Origin of the sequence: Candidatus Nitrosopumilus koreensis AR1 (genome assembly GCF_000299365.1) — an archaeon.
GTDB lineage: Archaea > Thermoproteota > Nitrososphaeria > Nitrososphaerales > Nitrosopumilaceae > Nitrosopumilus > Nitrosopumilus koreensis.
Genome location: NC_018655.1, coordinates 17037 through 35201, shown reverse-complemented (window position 1 = coordinate 35201; position 18165 = coordinate 17037). Strand labels below are relative to the sequence as shown.

Annotated in this window: 19 protein-coding genes and 1 tRNA gene; 8 read left to right on the top strand and 12 right to left on the bottom strand. The window is 32.4% G+C overall.

Going from position 1 to position 18165, the window contains the following annotated elements; all coding sequences use genetic code 11:
- From NKOR_RS00155 to NKOR_RS00145, 3 genes are read left to right on the top strand one after another with little or no spacing between them, the layout of a single operon-like run.
- On the top strand, window positions 1–1053 hold the full coding sequence (locus NKOR_RS00155; RefSeq protein WP_014962350.1) for a cobalt-precorrin 5A hydrolase: 1053 nt from the start codon (window positions 1–3) through the stop codon (window positions 1051–1053).
- The gene (locus tag NKOR_RS00150; RefSeq protein ID WP_014962349.1) at window positions 1050–1802 is read left to right on the top strand and encodes a sirohydrochlorin chelatase; all 753 of its coding nucleotides are present in this window, start codon (window positions 1050–1052) and stop codon (window positions 1800–1802) included. The genes NKOR_RS00155 and NKOR_RS00150 overlap by 4 nt, the downstream gene beginning before the upstream one ends.
- Window positions 1792–2433 (top strand): precorrin-8X methylmutase, encoded by a 642-nt coding sequence (locus NKOR_RS00145; protein WP_014962348.1) that lies wholly within the window; start codon window positions 1792–1794, stop codon window positions 2431–2433. The genes NKOR_RS00150 and NKOR_RS00145 overlap by 11 nt, the downstream gene beginning before the upstream one ends.
- Here the strand turns inward: NKOR_RS00145 and NKOR_RS00140 are convergent.
- On the bottom strand, window positions 2422–3774 hold the full coding sequence (locus NKOR_RS00140; protein ID WP_014962347.1) for a cobyrinic acid a,c-diamide synthase CobB: 1353 nt from the start codon (window positions 3772–3774) through the stop codon (window positions 2422–2424). The genes NKOR_RS00145 and NKOR_RS00140 overlap by 12 nt on opposite strands.
- Before the next feature lie 87 nt (window positions 3775–3861).
- On the opposite strand from NKOR_RS00140, the gene cobO reads away from it, so the two are divergent.
- The 3 genes from cobO to NKOR_RS00125 are packed head-to-tail and all read left to right on the top strand — an operon-like array spanning window position 3862 to window position 5386.
- A complete protein-coding gene (cobO, locus tag NKOR_RS00135) occupies window positions 3862–4392 on the top strand; it encodes a cob(I)yrinic acid a,c-diamide adenosyltransferase (protein WP_014962346.1) in 531 nt (176 codons plus the stop codon).
- 39 nt (window positions 4393–4431) lie between these two features.
- Window positions 4432–5229, top strand: coding sequence for a translation initiation factor IF-2 subunit alpha (locus NKOR_RS00130; protein WP_014962345.1), 798 nt, complete (start codon window positions 4432–4434; stop codon window positions 5227–5229).
- A gap of 1 nt (window position 5230) precedes the next feature.
- Window positions 5231–5386 (top strand): RNA-protein complex protein Nop10, encoded by a 156-nt coding sequence (locus tag NKOR_RS00125; RefSeq protein WP_014962344.1) that lies wholly within the window; start codon window positions 5231–5233, stop codon window positions 5384–5386.
- A 4-nt stretch (window positions 5387–5390) separates the two neighbouring features.
- Here NKOR_RS00125 and NKOR_RS00120 read toward each other — a convergent pair whose 3' ends face one another.
- The 6 genes from NKOR_RS00120 to NKOR_RS00095 all read right to left on the bottom strand — a co-directional run bounded on the left by NKOR_RS00120 (window position 5391) and on the right by NKOR_RS00095 (window position 10519).
- On the bottom strand, window positions 5391–7526 hold the full coding sequence (locus NKOR_RS00120) for an STT3 domain-containing protein (protein WP_014962343.1): 2136 nt from the start codon (window positions 7524–7526) through the stop codon (window positions 5391–5393).
- Window positions 7527–7594: 68 nt separating this feature from the next.
- Entirely contained in the window at window positions 7595–8044 is a 450-nt protein-coding gene (locus tag NKOR_RS00115; protein ID WP_014962342.1) for a YbhB/YbcL family Raf kinase inhibitor-like protein, read from the bottom strand.
- 37 nt (window positions 8045–8081) lie between these two features.
- Window positions 8082–8450: a PIN domain-containing protein gene (locus NKOR_RS00110; protein ID WP_014962341.1), complete on the bottom strand. Its 369-nt coding sequence runs from the start codon at window positions 8448–8450 to the stop codon at window positions 8082–8084.
- The gene (locus tag NKOR_RS00105; RefSeq protein ID WP_014962340.1) at window positions 8443–9705 is read right to left on the bottom strand and encodes a translation initiation factor IF-2 subunit gamma; all 1263 of its coding nucleotides are present in this window, start codon (window positions 9703–9705) and stop codon (window positions 8443–8445) included. The genes NKOR_RS00110 and NKOR_RS00105 overlap by 8 nt, the downstream gene beginning before the upstream one ends.
- A 31-nt stretch (window positions 9706–9736) precedes the next feature.
- Window positions 9737–10147, bottom strand: coding sequence for a S6e family ribosomal protein (locus NKOR_RS00100; RefSeq protein ID WP_014962339.1), 411 nt, complete (start codon window positions 10145–10147; stop codon window positions 9737–9739).
- Window positions 10148–10345: 198 nt separating this feature from the next.
- The gene (locus tag NKOR_RS00095; protein ID WP_014962338.1) at window positions 10346–10519 is read right to left on the bottom strand and encodes a hypothetical protein; all 174 of its coding nucleotides are present in this window, start codon (window positions 10517–10519) and stop codon (window positions 10346–10348) included.
- Window positions 10520–10571: 52 nt separating this feature from the next.
- Between NKOR_RS00095 and NKOR_RS00090 the strand changes: the two genes are divergently transcribed.
- A tRNA-Gly gene (locus tag NKOR_RS00090) sits at window positions 10572–10645 on the top strand.
- Here the strand turns inward: NKOR_RS00090 and NKOR_RS00085 are convergent.
- Genes NKOR_RS00085 through NKOR_RS00065 form a run of 5 tightly spaced genes read right to left on the bottom strand, consistent with a single transcriptional unit; the run spans window position 10646 to window position 17234 of the window.
- A complete protein-coding gene (locus NKOR_RS00085) occupies window positions 10646–11608 on the bottom strand; it encodes a tetratricopeptide repeat protein (protein WP_014962337.1) in 963 nt (320 codons plus the stop codon).
- Window positions 11609–11641: 33 nt separating this feature from the next.
- On the bottom strand, window positions 11642–12184 hold the full coding sequence (locus NKOR_RS00080) for a type 1 glutamine amidotransferase (RefSeq protein WP_014962336.1): 543 nt from the start codon (window positions 12182–12184) through the stop codon (window positions 11642–11644).
- A complete protein-coding gene (locus tag NKOR_RS00075) occupies window positions 12185–15040 on the bottom strand; it encodes a UPF0182 family protein (protein ID WP_016939502.1) in 2856 nt (951 codons plus the stop codon).
- A 47-nt stretch (window positions 15041–15087) separates the two neighbouring features.
- A complete protein-coding gene (locus tag NKOR_RS00070; protein WP_014962334.1) occupies window positions 15088–16209 on the bottom strand; it encodes a DNA primase small subunit domain-containing protein in 1122 nt (373 codons plus the stop codon).
- Window positions 16209–17234, bottom strand: a complete 1026-nt coding sequence (locus NKOR_RS00065; protein ID WP_014962333.1) for a DNA primase — start codon at window positions 17232–17234, stop codon at window positions 16209–16211. The genes NKOR_RS00070 and NKOR_RS00065 overlap by 1 nt, the downstream gene beginning before the upstream one ends.
- Before the next feature lie 84 nt (window positions 17235–17318).
- On the opposite strand from NKOR_RS00065, the gene NKOR_RS00060 reads away from it, so the two are divergent.
- Window positions 17319–18158 carry a deoxyribonuclease IV gene (locus NKOR_RS00060; RefSeq protein ID WP_014962332.1) on the top strand — a complete coding sequence of 280 codons (840 nt, stop codon included), beginning with the start codon at window positions 17319–17321 and terminating at the stop codon, window positions 18156–18158.
- Window positions 18159–18165: the final 7 nt, after the last annotated feature.

Here is an 18165-nt window from a genome sequence, read left to right as displayed (position 1 = left end):
ATGGAAAAGATTTCAGTTCTTGCCATTACTAAAAATGGTATCAATATAGGTCAGAATCTCAAAGAAAGTTTTCCAGAATGGACTGTTTTTGCACCATCCAAATTTGCTAATCAAAATAACTCAATTACATGGTATTCCGATTCCACATCAGAGAAAATTGTTGAACTTTTCAATAGTAATGATGCTTTAATATGCTTGTTTTCTTTAGGTGCAGTAATTAGATTAATTGCACCTCATCTTAAAGACAAGAAAACAGATCCTGCGGTAATTGTAATTGATGATAAAACAAATTTTGTAATTAGTGTATTATCAGGACATATAGGAGGAGCAAATGAACTTACTGAAAAAATTGCACAGAAATTACAAGCACAACCAGTAATTACCACAGCAGCTGATGTAAACAAAACTATTGCAGTAGACTTGGTTGGAAGGGATTTGGGTTGGAAGATCGACGATGATTCTAATGTTACAAAAATTAGTGCCCATATGGTAAATGAGGAACCAATAGGGGTTTTTCAAGAGGCAGGAGAGAAAAAGTGGCATAAACAATTACCAAAAAATGTTTCATTATACAACACCATAGATGAATTAAAGAATTCAAAATCTAAAGCAAATTTAATAATTTCAGATAAAATTATTGAAAATGATTTAGCATCTAAATCGGTTATTTACAGACCTCCAAGTTTGGTAGTTGGTGTGGGATTACATTGGGACACATCAAAAGAAACTATCAGAGATGGTATTGAAGATTGTCTAAAAAAATTTGAACTAAGTTCAAAATCAATAGCGAAACTAGCTTCAATAAAAAAACCACAAGATGTACAGGGATTGATAGACGTTGGAAAAGAAATGGATATTCCAGTAGAATATGTTAATAGAGATGATTTGGCTAAAATCACAGCACCCAACCCATCTGATACTGTAAAAGCCTTTGAAGGAACAGCCAGTGTTTCAGAAGCAGCAGCAATTCTAGTGTCAAATGGTAAATTAATTGTAGAAAAGCAGAAATTCCCACCAAATTTGACCATAGCTATAGCGAGGATTGAGGATTGAAACGGGGATTGTTGATTATTGATAGAGGAAGTAGAGAAAGAGAGGCATCTGAAGAATTAGAGACAATTTGTGCGGGAATCAAGGCTAAAGGAGATTATGTTTTTACTGATTTTTGCTTTTTAGAGGTAGAACCACCATTCATTAAAGACGGAATTTCAAAATGCCTAAAGGAAGACATTGATTCATTGACAATAGTACCATATTTTTTGTATCCAGGAAAAAAAGTCAAGATTGCAGTAACTGATGTAATGAAATTACAAAAAGATACAGAAGTAAAATTTCTAATAACTAAACCAATGAGTATGCATAAAACTTTGGTGGACATTGTTGAAAACAGAATTGCAACTACCCTGAAAGAAAACAACATTGCATTACCTAACAAAGATGTAGATGTGATGATTATTGGTCATGGAAGTAAAGATCCTAATGCACAAATGTCATTGAACTATATTGTAGATGAACTAAAAAATTCCTATAGAAATGTAAGTCGTTGTTGGTTAGAGATTGAACAACCTGATATCTTTGAGGGAATTAAAAAATGTGAAAAAGATCAACCAAAAGTATTGATAATTGTATTTTATTTCTTACATGAAGGAGCACATGTTAAAACTGATATTAATAATGATTTGATCCCAGCTCTAAAAGAGTCAAATCTTAAAGATGTTTTTATTACAAAACATATTGGAACAGATGAAAAAATTATTGATTTGATTATTGAAAGAGCAAGAGAGGTAGAAGATGCAAACTAAAAAAGGTCAATCAATTGAAGATGCAAGTATGCAGATGATCGAAGATGAAATTGGTTCTCATCCATACAATGAAAAAGAATGGCCTATTGTAAGGAGAATCATTCATTCTACAGCAGATTTTGATTTTGCAGATAAAAACAGAATAATTTTTCACAAAGATGCAATTGAAAGTGGGATGAAAGCTTTGAAAAATGGTTGCAGCATAGTAGTAGATGTAAATGGAGTAATTGGAGGCCTCAATAAACAAAATCCTAAAGATTTTGGAAATGATATTGTTTGCAATATCTCAAAGCCAGAAATTATGGAATTGGCAAAAAAAGAGGGAAAAACACGCTCTCAAGTATCAATGAGGATTGCAAAATCAGATATTGATGGAGGAGTTGTAGCCATAGGAAATGCCCCTACAGCACTTCAAGAAGTGATAAAAATGGTAAAAGAGGAAATTGTCAAACCCGCATTAATCATAGGTATTCCAGTGGGATTCATTTGTGCTTCAGAATCAAAAGAGGAATTATCTAGGTTGGATGAGGTTCCATTTATTACAAATTTGGGCAGAAAAGGAGGTAGTTCTTCAGCATCCGCAATCATAAACGCCATTTTCAAATTGATTAGGGCAGAATCAGCTCCGTGAGTATTTTATACAGTTTTTAACAAAATTCTTTGCATAGTTAGAACTATCAAAATAAAGATGTCCATATGACGCAAGAGAACTGTATTGAATCAATCCATCTTTGTGATTTTTTATTCCATCACCAATTTCTAGTTCATAAGCAAACTTTGAATCAGAAGATATAGAATCTAATCTTGAATAGTGAAATTCATGACCTTGAATATTATGGGGTTTTTCAGAAATTATTGAGCGGTTAATTTTTCCTTTTGTGTAATTTAGTTTCATTCTTTTTGTCATACAAGTTTCTGCATCAAAAATGCCCACCATTTTGTATTTTTTATTTTCTGATGAAATAGATTTTGTGAGATACATTAATCCACCACATTCTGCATATATTGGAAGATTATCTTCAGCAAGATTTTTGATAAGTTTTTTCATGATTTGATTTTTTTCTAATTTAGAACCTAAAATTTCTGGAAACCCGCCACCAATGTACAATCCATCACATTTTGGAATTTTTTTATCATTTGTAGGACTAAAGAATTTTAATGATGCTCCTTCTCTTCTAAGAGCTTCCAAATTATCTTGATAATAAAAATTAAAAGATGTGTCTAATGCCACTGCTATTGTTGTTTGTGGTTTTTTATGAAGAGATTTTGAAATGTTTTGCATTTCAGAAGTATTTTTTAGAATTTTAATGATTTGATCAATATCTAAATTTTTTGAAATAATTTTTGAAATTTTTTGAATTTTATTGTATAATGTTTTGCTGTCTAAGGTAGAGAACAATCCCAGATGTCTTGATTCTAGATTAAGAGAGTAATCTTTTGGGATCACTCCAACTATTGGAAGTTTTGTTTTTTGTAATGCTTGCCTACACAGATTTTCGTGTTTTTTACTACCTATTTTATTAAGAATTATTGCAGAGATTCCAGAATTTTTATGAAATTTTTGAAATCCCAAAGCAGTTGCTGCAATAGACCGAGCAGTTTTGCTGGCATCAAGAATAAGTATCACAGGAGATTTTGTTATTTCAGATACATGATGAGTACTAGCATAATTTGAATTACCATCAAACCCATCATAAAATCCCATGACACCTTCAATAACAGATACATCAGATTTTGAGTTTGAGACAAAACTAGACAACAAATGATTTTTTCCCATCAACCAAACATCCAAATTGAATGTTTCATTTTTTGAAATACTTGAAAGATAACTTGGATCTATATAATCAGGACCAACCTTGAATGGTTGAACAGAAAAACCTCTTTTTTGTAATGCATAAATTATTGAACAGGTGATAGATGTTTTTCCAACTCCACTACTAGCACCTGCCAACACAATTCTTGGAATTTTCAATTTGCATGAATACTATTATTTTTTTATTTAAATCGATGTATTTGTAAAATACTCAATGTTTTTAGTTAGATGATGAAATGAAATGTCATGAGTGACGGTTTAACAATTGTATATACAGGAAAAGGCAAAGGTAAGACAACTGCTGCTTTAGGACTTGCATTAAGAGCTACAGGCTATGATAAAAAAATCTGTATGATTCAGTTTATCAAAGGTTCGTGGCATTATGGAGAGATGGATTCAACAAAAAAACTTGAACCAGAATTTGAGATGGTTACAGTTGGAAAGGGATTTGTAGGCATTATTGACGACAAAAGTCCAAAAGAAGACCATGAAAAAGTTGCAAAAGAAGCAATAAAAATTAGTAATGAAAAGATTCAATCAAGAAAATATGATATTGTGATTTTAGATGAAATTAACTATGCAGTTAATTTGAATCTAATTTCTGTAGATGATGTGCTAGAATTGATTAAAGCAAAACCTGAGGATGTGGATTTAGTTCTAACAGGAAATTATGCAAAAGAAGAAGTAATAGAAATTGCGGATTTAGTCACAGAAATGAAGGAGATCAAACATCCTTTTCAAAAGGGGATCAAAGCCAAAAAAGGAATTGATTTCTAACCAGCAACATTAATTTACACAACAAGAGTTTTAGAAGAAATGTCTACAGAAGTTCAAGAAATGCCTGAACAGGGAGAAATTGTCCTTGCGACAGTCACCAAAGTCATGGATCATGGTGCATATGTTACATTAGATGAATATGATAATTTACAAGGGTTTTTACACATTTCCGAAATTGCACCTGGTTGGATAAGATCAGTAAATAGATTTGTTAAAGACGGAGAGAAAAAAGTTCTTCTAGTAAAAAAAGTAAATCCTCAACGTGGAGACATTGACCTTTCATTAAAACAGGTTTCAAAAGATCAGAAAAAGCAAAAATTAAAAGAAGTTAAAAAATTTGAGAAAGGAAAAACTCTATTACAGAATGTTCAAGAAAAAGCAAAATTATCTGACCAAGATATTGAAAAACTAGAAGACAGTATTTATTCAAAATATGATTCGATTTATGATGCATTTATTGAAATTGGAAGAAATGGAATTGATTCAGTCAAAGAATTAAAAATTCCAAAGAAAACGGCAAATGTGATCGAAGAAATTTGTTCTAAAATCAAACTTCCATCGGTAGAAATTAGAGGAATTATGGAAATTATTAACTCAAAATCAGATGGAATTGAAATTATTAAAAAAGTTCTTTTGGATGAACTAAAAAAAGATTCTACCATTGACATTACATATTTGGGTGCACCAAAATATAGATTGTCTATCACCTCAGAAGATTTTAAATCTGCAGAAAAATCATTAAAACCAATTATTGCAGAAATTCAAACTAATATAGAAAAAAAGAAAGGATCATTCAAATTCACCAGAGAAGAATCAAAGAAAACTAGAGAGAACTAAAATGAGATTTCAGTTACGAAAGTGTACAAGATGTAATCAATATACATTAAAAGAAAAATGCTCTAGATGTGATGAGCAAACCATATCTGCACATCCTGCAAAATTTTCACCAGATGACAAGTATATGAGATATAGATTAGCTGAGAGATACAATTAGAAAATTAATCTAATGGAACATAGTCTTTATTAATTTCATAAATAAAAACCCCTATTACAGCTTCACCTTTTGAAGCATCAAAGCTGGGTGACGAGTAAACCAACCTTAATGGGCCATCTTCATCTGGTGAAAATTTTACATCTTTTTCATAAATTGCTGTGAATCCAGGTTGATACGATAATGATTGTTGGTTTGTTTGAAAATTAACATATCCAATCAAATTAAACGGAATCATCTTACCTAATAGTGTGTTATTCCAAAAATGATCAGTTCCACTAATTCCATCTGATTGAAGATGTTTATTGAGTGGCTCACCCGCGATTCTCATAAACCATTGCTTTTTCGATTCATCACCACCACCTTGTAAAATGTAAATTGGTTGATTTTCGTTTCCGTCTAAAGTTAGTCTCTGACCAGCAACAAAGATTACAAAGTAATCTGCTTCCATTATTTGCAGTTTTTTCCAACCTTCATCTGGTGTAGAAAGGAAAATCTTTGCTATTTTTTCTATAATTGAAGTATAAATTGTTGAATTGTCAGCAAGAGTAGTTCTATCAGATTTCGCTTGGATCCAATATCCATAATCCCACCATGCTGCAACAACAGAATTTTCAGGAGTATTATTTTTTATCCATTCCAAGGAATCATTCCAGTCATTAGTTGCTACAGCGTAATTAGTTCCACCATTAAGCATGGTAAATGGATTATCACCTACTTGAAACACATTTAGTGGAGAGTACGAAGTTAGTGGAATTATCAGTAGTACTATCAAACCAATACCAAAAGATAGTTTAATTATGGAATTTTTCAGATTACTCAATTGTGTCTGATTTGAAAAGAACGATTGACATAAAATCGATATTCCTAATGAGGCCAGAATTATAACAGATATTGATGCAAATACTTCCAATCTTAGAAATGCTGATGCAGTATAGACACCAGTAATTCCCAAGATTAATGAAAATGATTTCATATCATTTTGAATGATAGAAGATTTAGAATTTTTTATCAACATCCAAATTCCAATGCCAGCAAAGAGCATTATTACAGAATGGAAGAAAAATGAATGTTGGATAGTAGTCGTAGCATGTTCTGAAACAGAATCAACTAATGGATCGGTAGTAGTCAGAAACGGATTAATTGCATTAAGATATCTATGAGATGGCAATGGTATGAACTCTTCAGAGGCGTTGATTACAAGAAACGCAGAGGTTGCAACTAAAAATGATAATAAAAATAATAAACCGTTTCTAGTTTTGTATTTTTCATTACTTTTGTTTTGAACAACTATGCACAATACAAGAAAAACTGTTGGTATTAGTAATGCAAAACCACCCAACCCTACTATAAAATTGGATGTAATTCTTTCAAAACCAAGAGATGTAACAGTTGCAGATAAACTGAAAATTGGAATTGCCCAAATCAAAAATTTATGATCTTTACGTAAGAAAGGTAGTATTAAGAAAAATAATCCTAAAGGAATTATGAAGAATTGATTGCCACCCCATGCAGATAAACCCAATATAATAAAAAATCCACCAGAAACAAGCTTAGGAATGGCAATTTTATTATTTTTTGAATTAATTCCACTTAAAAGAAGATACAATGCTAAAATTGCAAAAAACAAACCAAGTGGTTCAGATTTGAACCATCCAATTGTACCTCTGGTTAAAATCGGAATAGATACTGAAAAAAGCAAAGCTGAAAACAATCCAGCAGTGGTTCCACCAATTACTCGAACTAGCGCAAAAAGCACTATAGTTGTTAAAGAACCAAAAATTACTGGAAAAAGTATAGTAAAATCATACAGATTTCCTCCAGCACCAAATACCCAATAAGTTGTAGCAGCAGTTAGGTGTAATGCTACTTGTGAAGTTTCAGATACGTTTCTTCCATGAGGATACCAACTTAATTCATCATCCCATTGAAAATATGCATCAACCCCATTATTTACCAAATATTCAGTTGCTCGGTAATTGAAAAAAGGATCAAATTCATTTAATTCCCAACCCCATTCGGCAGGTTGAGATCTTACTAAGAAAGAAATTGAAAAAGACAGTGCAAGAATCCCAATTATCAGTAGATGACTTAATTTAAAATCAAAATTTCCAACAGATATTAACGTAGAATTTGAATTCAATATTTTTTTGAATAAAAACTGGGCTTATTACTCTTTATATGAAAATATTATACATAAGCGAATTTTCCTTATTGAGGAGCATATTTTCCTGTTAATTTTGTTTCAGCAACAATATGATCTTTCATAGAATTTTCTAAATCTACTTTTGTTGATTTATTGTTTAGATTAAGTGTTGTATCAAGTGCATACAGTTTGAAAATGTAAGTATGCTCCTTGTCAGGAGGTGCAGGTCCACCATAACCAATTTCTCCAAAGTCAGTTTTCCCTTCTATTGAATTTTCAGGTATAGAGTTTTCATCTATTTTTTCTATATCTTTAGGAATATTCCATAAAAGCCAATGAACCCAAACTTTTCCAACAGCTCCCATCGCATCAGGATCATCCATAATTAAAGCCAAAGATTTTGTTGATTCTGGAACATCGTTAATAATTAATGGTGGACTAATATTTCCATTCTTATAACCATATTTTTTTGGAATAGTTTCACCATTTTTAAAAGAAGGACTTTCTAATTTCATATACTACATTAACTTTAATGCTCAAAGTTAAATTTTTCTAAGATTCTAAAACAATTTTATCATTAGAAAGAGACAATATAGAACCACCATTTTGTTTGATCTGTTTTTTTAATTCTTTGTCCATGGTTCCAACGATTGATTTTTTAGATTTTACATATTCTAGTAATTCTTTATCAGCAAAATTTCCAGATAATTGAATAGATTTAAAATTTTTTATGTAGTTTAATGTTTTTTCAATATCTTGTTTTTTTTCAGGAATTGTATATAATTTCAATAATTCTGTTTTTACAACTTCTGGGACCACAAAAGAAATTGAACCAATTTCTACATCAAGATTATCAATGTTTTTTATTCTTTTTGTAGCAATATGAATCAGAAAATTTGTGTCGCAGATTACGTCAACCAACTATTCCTGCACCAATTAGTCTCCATCTTTCATCAATTCTTCTACTTAGTGCTACGTTTCCACCTTCAAATATACAAGCCGGTCTTCTCAATTCAATTTCAATATTTTTTGATTTTACTTTGGTTACTTTGCCTAAAAGAGGAGCTGTTCCAATATTTACTCGTAGTAATTCGCCTGATTGTATTGGTTGGACTTTGATATCCTCAGTGGTTCCTACTGCTGAATCAAATAAGGTCACATCAAGTTTTAGTTGTGTAGAGTTTTCTGGTAAGGTTCCAGGTTTGCCAATAACTGATCCAATAAATGAATCACTTCGAGTCATTGATGGATCAAGTTTGGTTCCAATTGCAACCAACCCTCCAGGTTTTACTGAATCAACAATTCCTGCAGCAGTACCTAGAGATGTAATCTCTGTGACTAGGGGTTCATAGACTTTTTTCTTTTCATTTAAAATTCCTGGCTTAATCTCAATCTCATCACCAACATTGAAGATGCCTTGTGTTAAACTACCACCAATTACACCACCCTTGATGTTTTTTAATTTAGTACCAGGTTTGTTAACATCAAAAGAACGCAGAACATGCATAACGGTATCTTGTTTTTCATCTCTATCTGGTGTTTTGATATTTGCCTCTATTGCACCTATCAAAGCATCAATATTTAGACCAGATTGGGCAGAAATTGGAATAATTGGTGCTTTTGCAGCATGCGTTCCTTTAACAAATTTTGTAATATCTTGATAATTAGTTAATGCCTCTTTGTATGATAATAAATCAACTTTGTTTTGAACAACTACAATTTGTTGAATTCCAAGAGTCTGAAGTGCTAAAAGATGCTCTTTTGTTTGTGGTTTTGGAACTTTTTCATTTGCAGCTACAAGTAATAAGGCTCCATCCATTAGTGCAGAACCGGATAACATATTTGCCATCAGGCTTTCATGTCCTGGACTATCAACAAAACTAACAACTCTAGATAGTTCACTTTCTTTTCCACAATTGTTACATTTTGGTGTTGTAGAATAGCCTAAGGGTTCTTCACAACTCTTGCATTTGTAAAATGCTGCATCAGAATAACCAACACGAATTGTAATTCCACGTTTTAATTCTTGGCTATGAACACTTGTCCAAGAACCAGTTAATGCCTGAATAAGAGTAGTTTTTCCATGATCTACATGACCTGCAGTTCCAATGTTAACACATGGTTGATATCCATATTTTTTGATGTACCAATCAGGAAGTGTCTCTCTCCAATGCATGAGTCAAAATGTAGAAGCGGTATATGTTAAGTTATTCTTTTTTATCTTCAGGTTTTTCTTCTGAAGACTCTACTGCATCCTCAGCAGGAGCTTCAATGGGTAATTCACCATCATATTTACAATTAATCTGATAGATTTCTTCTGAAACAGCATTTCCACGCATTAACTTTCTTACTCTTTGTCCTTTCTCTGCTGCTTGCAAACCGACTCCTTTAGAAAGTAAAACATATTTTCTTGCAGAACCATGAATATCATTTCTCATTGGAACACCAGACTTGTCACTTCCACCAGTAAGTTTTAGTTTTCCACTTAAACCAACAATAGAAGCATCAGTTTCATTTCCCAATTCAAGGCCAAGAAGAGGATTAGCATCACTGTCTTTGAGCTCTTTTGACATTGATTTTCCTTTGATATCAGATATGGTTATCTTGAAGTTTGCCAAGTATTCGAAAAAAAAGTGAAACGACTAATTAACCTTTGGACATTATTTTTAAATTAATAATCACAAGAAGAATCATGGTAGAGGATATACGATGTCCTAAATGCGATAATAAGATGGTGGACATGCAAGCTTGCCATATGTTTTGCCCAAATTGTGGGTCACATCTAGATTGTTCAGATAAGGGAAATTATTGGTAGTTTACAATCCAGGTCTGTCAGGAATATACTCAGAGGACATATTGATTGCCTGGTCTTTCATGATTTCAATATACGTATCATAGTCTGCTTCAAAATTGCAATGCGGACACCTTACATTCGTAATTTTATCATCCAGTATTGCGACTTTTTCACATTCAGGACATTTTGCATCCATATTGTAATTTACAGATTAAGATATTTAATCATAGTTAACAAACATGGCTCAAGCGGAGTTAGTTTAGTCTGGTATGACGTCAGCTTCCCAAGCTGAAGGCCGCGGGTTCAAATCCCGCACTCCGCATCAAATTTCTCTAATTGCTTGTTCTATAATTCCCCTATCAGGTGCTTTTGGAAAATATTTCAAATAGTTTTTGAGATCTTCCTTTGCATCATCATTCTTATTTTGTTTCTCCCTAAGATAGGCTCTATTTTTGTAAATTTTAGCAGAACGTTTTGGATTAATTTCAATTGCTTTTGTGTAATTATCTTCAGCCTTTTCAAATTGGTTTGTTTTTAGATAAAAGTTACCAAGACCGTTATAGGTAAGATATGATCTATTATTGATTTCTAAACATTTTTCATAACACTTTACACATTCAGGTGATTTTTGTTCATTCATCATAGTTCCTAAAAGATGAAGAGCAGTTGAATTATTAGGATTAATCTCAATTGCTTGTTTTAGTAATTCAATTGATTCAGAAAAATTTTTTAAAATATTTTGTCTCTCTGATTCAAAACATAATCTATTTGATTTTTCAAAAGAGTCATTTTCAAGTTTGATAGAAGACATAATATCGGAGGGAGCTAACAATATCAATATTTTTCCTTCTTCAGACCATTCTTTTTCAAAAATATCTTCAGGAATCGCACCTTCCTGCATCTCTCCTTTTTGATTTCCTTTCTGAATATAATGTAGAATTGTTTTTTCTTTATCATCATATCCAGTAATAATTGAAGCATGTTGTGTAACTTCTGGAATTCCAGGAAGAATTACTATTGGAGGGATTCCAGAGTCAATTATTTTTTTTAATTCGTTTAAAGAAGAATGTACTATTTTGCATACTAATCCATGTCTTTCAGCTGATTCTATTCCTTCAATTATCACACTACCATTGAATCCTGAATATTTTTTTGCAGTTTCAGCGGCTTCGGCCATAGGTAAATCAACATTCCAATATTTAGAGACAACATTAACAGGCAATGGAAGACAAATGTTTTCTTCTTCAACTAAAGGTAAGAGCAGCTCATGATCTTCTTGATCCATGAATTAGTGTGCTTTTTGAGTAATTAAAATCCTTCATAGTAAACAAAATTTTTCAATCAAATCATTTCCATCAGGAGTCATTTCTGGATGAAATTGTGTTCCAAAAATTGGTTTGTTTTCATATTGTATGATTTCATATTTACAGTTGTTTGATTCTCCAAGTTGAATTAATTTTTCAGGAAGTTTAGATATTTCAAAACCATGACTTTCAAATACGGATATAGAATCATTGGCAATCAATGTATTTTTTAGAATATGAATAATTTCATTTCCTTTCTTAAGTGAAGGACTTTTTTTTATTGTTCCACCCAAGGTAAGTGCTAAAATTTCTGCACCATAACAGATTCCTAGTAATTTTGAATTATTTTCAATTGAATGTAGTATAATTTTTGAGTTGACCTCATTAATTTTTTTTTCATTTTTTCTTCTCCCAGACAAGATAAAAGAGTCAAAATTTTGTAATGAATTTAGATCTAAAATATTTGGGGTTTGTTTGGCAAATGAGATATTTTTTTTTGTAAGAAAATCAATTAGATTTTTTGTGTAAACAGAACCATTATCAACAACTAGAAGCAATTAGTTGCCTACCTCAATTGAGACATAATGGATTTCAGATATTCCATCTTTGACAAATATTGTTCCAATGTTGAGATTATTTTCTTCTTGCCACATGAATACTCTATCACTTCTTGGTTTTACAAAGTCATCAATGAATTGAGATAAGAACTCTACAGTATCTTCCTTATCATTTTCAGTAAAGAAGAATAATTCTCCTTCATTAAACGATAGTGGAATTTGTATTGATGTAGGTTCTGAAACAGTAATTTCATTTTCTTCAAATACAGATTTGATTATTTCAATTCTGTCGTCTCTATCTAATTCAATATAATCATCATCAGCTACGGTTACAGCTCCTGCTACACCTGAAACTTTTTTCAAGTAAGCTTCAAAGGCCTTTTCTTGAGTATCACCTAGTCCAACAAAATATTCACCATTAAATGCAGCACCAACCGCTGCAATTGTGCCTAATTGTGCCACTACACCACCAGCACCAGCAGTGTAAACTGGAATAAAGTAAACATCATGAACGCCTACACGATACAAAATGTTATCACCTATTCTTGGATTTCTCAATAATGTCTTTAATTGAGCAAATTCAGGATCTCTGTCAAGAGCTTCCCTAACTGCGGTTGGGCCAATTAATTTGGTAGTCGAATTTAATGGAACTTCATAGAACTGCAAGTTTCCTAAGTTAGTGAGATCATTTTCAACTACCATGTATCCTGCAAGATTTCTTCCTTGAGAACCTCTCAATTCTAGTGATAGTAATCCTATAAATTCAGTTTGATCAAATCCGGGTGGTTTTGCTTCTACATAATAGGTATCAAGACCACGAGGGATCTCGTAAAACTCATTTGCTTGAATGAATGTTTCTACATTTGTCACATGGTAAACATTATACATTTCTGTTTTCCAGTTAAACAATTCAACAGGATATCTGATTTGTTCTTCTAACCAAGCGGGCATTGGTTGAAATTGTTCAGCATATTGACTAGCAAACATTTCTGTAAAGAAATCATCTCCAGTTTTTAGTAATTGAATATCACCATTGTATGAATCAACTAAAGCATATCCGACTAGACGTAAATACGGATTGCCTACTGACCATGGAACATCTCTTGTATCAAATCCGATTATCAATGGAATTAGCCAATAGGAGTTTTCTCCATCAGTTACAGGAAGTGAATCTAATTCTTTACCAAATAGGTTATAGAGGAAATAAGGATACAATGTTTCCATTCTATCATTAACATCTTTGTATCTCATAATATGAACAGATTCTGCTGGAAATGAGAGCAAAAAGTTTGGCTCAAACATCCAACTTAATGGAGGGGATACATCTAATCCTCCTAGTCCAGAATATGATGCGCCACCAAGTTCTGCACTAGTAGAACCTCTGGAATTTGGATATCCTGACCATGTTTGCTCAAACAGGCCACCTTCACCATAGTAAATTTCTCTTTGTTTGAAGAACTGGTCACTTTCAACAATTTGTCCATCTGTTGCCTCTAAAGTAAGGAATCCTTCTGGAACATGAGTATACACGAGATGTTCGTTATACCATCTATTTTCAAGACTAACAGATGTTGGAAGGATTGGTTTCATAGATGCAGTCCAATACAAAGTATTGTTAAACCTAAGAATATCATTATCTTCAAAGTCTACATAAGGAATAAGGCCGATTTCAGGCTTTAATTTAGCAAAAGCTGCTTCCCAGTCCCAAACTCGAATGACATCAAGAACATCACTATTTTGAGATACATAGTTTTTGATATTATTTGGAGAAACAGCTGTTAATTGAACATCATGAGTGTTTTCTTGAATGTTGTTTAGTTCTCCAAGATATCTATTAACTCCAATTTGCTGAGCAGTGTATGGTCCTAAATATTCAATCTTTTTTGCATCTGCAATACTATTGTTTACAGAAACAAAACCTGCAACAATTATAGCAATTGCAATTATCGTAAGAATTCGAATGTATACATCTCTCTTAAACATATGAGTTAGAACACGTGCTCTAATCCTATCAATAACTGAAAATGCAATTAATGCAAATCCAATTATCAGTGTTCCACCAATAACGTATCTTGTATTATAGTCAATTTGGTCAGTGAAAAATAGATTAAACCCTGCCCAGATTATTCCAATACCAATTATTCCTTCAATAGTTGAAACATAGTTGAGGTATCGTGGTTTACCTTCATTTGAATCTTGAAGAAATGAAGTTATCACATTGATTATTCTGTGTATACCAACATACAGAACTAAACGTAATCCAATAGCTGCAAGTATTGGAGGAATCAAAATTACTAATGCAGGAATCATGGGAACTACATTTTCTGCAGCATAATTTGGATCAGTTTCAGGTGTTACAAATGGTAATGAGAATAATTTTGGTAGATTTTCCACTCCAAGATAATTTCCATCAATAAAAGACATTGCAGCAAATCCAAACATGACATTTGCAAAGAATGCGCCAAAAAGGAAAATTTTGGTGATTTGCCAGATTACAAATTGTGCTGAACTAAGTTTGTAATCCCTAAAACTTGGGACCACGTTGGATATGGGCTGTTGGCCGCTTTTTCCCAAAAATCCGATTGCAGTACTAATTGCATACCAGAAAATAGAAGATCTTCCCAAAATATTCACACGAACTAGTGCGATTGCAGATAGAATTATGGTAGACACAAGCGTGTAATAGAGAGGTTTGGTAAACTGATCGCCAAATTCGGTAAAATTCATTGATAAAATTACTGCTTGATTACCTACAATTGCAAAGATAACAATACCAATTACTGCAACAATTCCTAATCGTATGTACTTTCCAGCATCAGGTGGAGGAGTCTGCTTATCTGTAGAGGCGCTATACAAAATCAAGTTGAGTTGAGTTTCGGCAAATTAATGTCTTACCGGCAAAATCAAGCAATTGTTGCTAGTTTTTTGCAGATCATGTAAGCTGCAGCAAATGTAGGCACACTTATTTTTTCATTAGAGTAGGGTCCAAATTTTTTGTTTTTTAGTTTAAACTCAATTGGACAATTTGCCAATACCTCTACAGTGTCTTCACTAAGAAAAGATGAATCCGCATAAGCATCAAATTTTTCCAAGTTCTTACAATGAATTTTTGTAAGACCACTCTTGCTATTAATTGAACCAGGTAAACGAAAAATTCTGTGTATATCCATTGTTACATTAGGATCAATTTTTGCACCAATATTTTCAGAAACATCATCTAAAACTTTTTGAAAAGATGAATATCCATTTGAAAGTAATTCTGAAATAATCTTTGATCTTTTTGATTTTGAACCAAATACATATTTTGAAAATCTACCCCGCCATCCAAACTCATCAAAATCTGGAAAGGATTTTCTATCGGGTTTGAATTTTTTCATTCCAAACTTTTCAGGAATTGCGCCATTAAACATTATGTAATCGACAAGCTCGGATCTTTCTCTAGAACCATTTTGTTGAAATTGGGAATTATATACATAGATATGAAATCCTTCATTGCCTGAGAAATATACTTGAATATCATCATTGTTTATTGAAAAATCATTTGTTAAAATTTCAGATAATTTTAAAACTTCAGTTTTTGATGATTCTATACAGTTTTTGCAAGGTAGAGATTTTTTTTCTAATTTTGTTGAATTACATTTTACACATTTTTCAGAATTATCTGAAATGTTATCACATTCATTACAGATAGATACTGTATGATCCTTTCTACATGATAAATTAAGATCTTTTGCATCAATATCAAAAATGAGATCGGCCTCTTTCCAGTCTTTTTCATTCATAGGTAAGTTTGGAAATGAATAATATGCATTTGAGCAGTATACATCAGATGGAACATTTTGCATTAATAGTAAATGCAATTCTTTATCATCTTTGACTGAAATATGACGAGTCATTCCAGAGTTGAATTTTTGATAACCAAACTCTCTTTCAGATGTACGTTCAGGTACACGAATAAGATCAAAATGCTCAAAATAATATTTTTTGAACGAGTTTTCTAAAAATTTTATCTCAGTCTCTTTCATTATTTTCTCTTCTTTCCAAATTGTAAAGGACTAATTATTCCATCACACTCTGATGTTGCAAAACATAGACTTTGTGTTTTTAGTTTTTCACAGGAAGGGCAAGAATACTGAGTGCCGCTTCCAGATGTTCCAGCTAAATGATTTAACTGGTAAAGCGTTACGCGTTCGTTATAGTCAGGTGCGTTTTTGAATAGTGGTGCGATTTGTTGAACCGACTGACCTTTGGATAAAAGAAAAGTAGCTAACATAAATCTGCCAGAGTGCGGAAGGTTTTCTCCCTTTTCAAGTATATCAATGGCATGTTTGATACATGGGGGATATTCCCCAGTAGTTACTGTAAAAGTTGAGAATTTTTTTGAAAGCATTACAAGTTTGTTTACAGAGTCCTCAAAACCAGGAATCATTGTAGGAGTTTTTGCGTTTACAATTTTTGAATTAATGTATGTGCCTAATTCTTTTCTGATTAATCTTACTGTTTCATGAGGGGTAAGAAACACTTGCCCATTTTCCACATGTCTGTTAGTTAGCTTCCATTCCCTTTCATGAAAGTTAATTGAGTGTTTTAGATAATCAGATACAGGAATTACAAAATAATCATTAAATTTTTCTATCTGAACTGAAAATAAATCATCAATTATTTTAATTGCCAATTGTTTTTTTGATTCATCTGAAATATTTGCCAGGTCTTTTTCTAGATATTTTTCTGCCCGTCTAGCTTCTGCAAGTGCAAATCTTTTGATTAGAGTGTGCATGCCACTGAGTTTGAGCAAGACTATAGCCAGTAAAAACGAGAAAACCTCCCTTGGCAGTGCAGCCTCTTTAGACACTTGATCTCCAAGTAGGTCAGATTTGTAGATCTTTCCGTCTGCAGCTACCTGAATTCTTTCATATGCTTTGATCACCAGATCTTTTAGATCAGGATCAGTTCCAAACTGTTCCAGAGTAAATCCTTTGTCTTTGAGATATTGACCAGCATCAGCTAAAAACGGATACTTTGCAATTTCGTCTTGGCCTAGTGCAAGCATACTAGTAATTTACCTAGTTTACTTAAAAATCTGGTTTCATCGTTTTGATGCTGATTTAAATTATGTTTGAGTAAAATTAGAATAATGCAGATTGGTTGTCATGTATCAATTTCAGGTTCCATTGACAAAGCAGTTGACAACGCAATTGAAAGAGAATGTTCTGCATTTCAAATATTTACTAGAAATCCAAGAGGATGGCATGCAAAAGCGCTCACTAAAAAAGACATTACCAAATTCAAATCAAAACTAAAAGAAAGTAAGATTGACAGATTTGCAACTTGTGCCCATATGCCATATCTTCCAAATTTAGCAACTCCAAAAGATGATGGCTTTGAAAAATCAGTAAAAACTCTGATAGATGAAGTTGAACGATGTGCACAATTAGGAATTCCATATCTTGTAACTCATCTTGGAAGTCATTTGGGCACAGGAGAAGAAGCAGGAATAAAGAGACTGGTTAAAGGATTAACCAAAGCTGGGCAAACAAAAAATGATGTAATGATTCTACTAGAGAACACCGCAGGACAAAAAAATTCTGTTGGTTCAAACTTTAAACAATTAGGAGAAATATTCAAACAACTAAAGCCTTCAAAAAAATTTGGCGTATGTTTAGATTCATGTCACGCGTTCGTTTCAGGATATGATTTGAGAACTGAAGATGCAGTGAAAAAGACTTTTGCAGAATTTGATAAATACATAGGAATGGATAATTTGAAAATTCTTCATCTAAATGATGCAAAAGGTGAGATTGGTTGCAACCTAGATAGACACTATCATTTAGGATTGGGTGGAATTGGAGAGAAAGGAATTTCTGCCATTGTAAAGTTTGCAAACAAGAAAAAAATACCCATAGTTTTAGAAACTCCAATTGATGATGATAGAGATGACTTTGAGAACATTAGAAAGGCAAAAGAATTTGCGTAGAAATTTA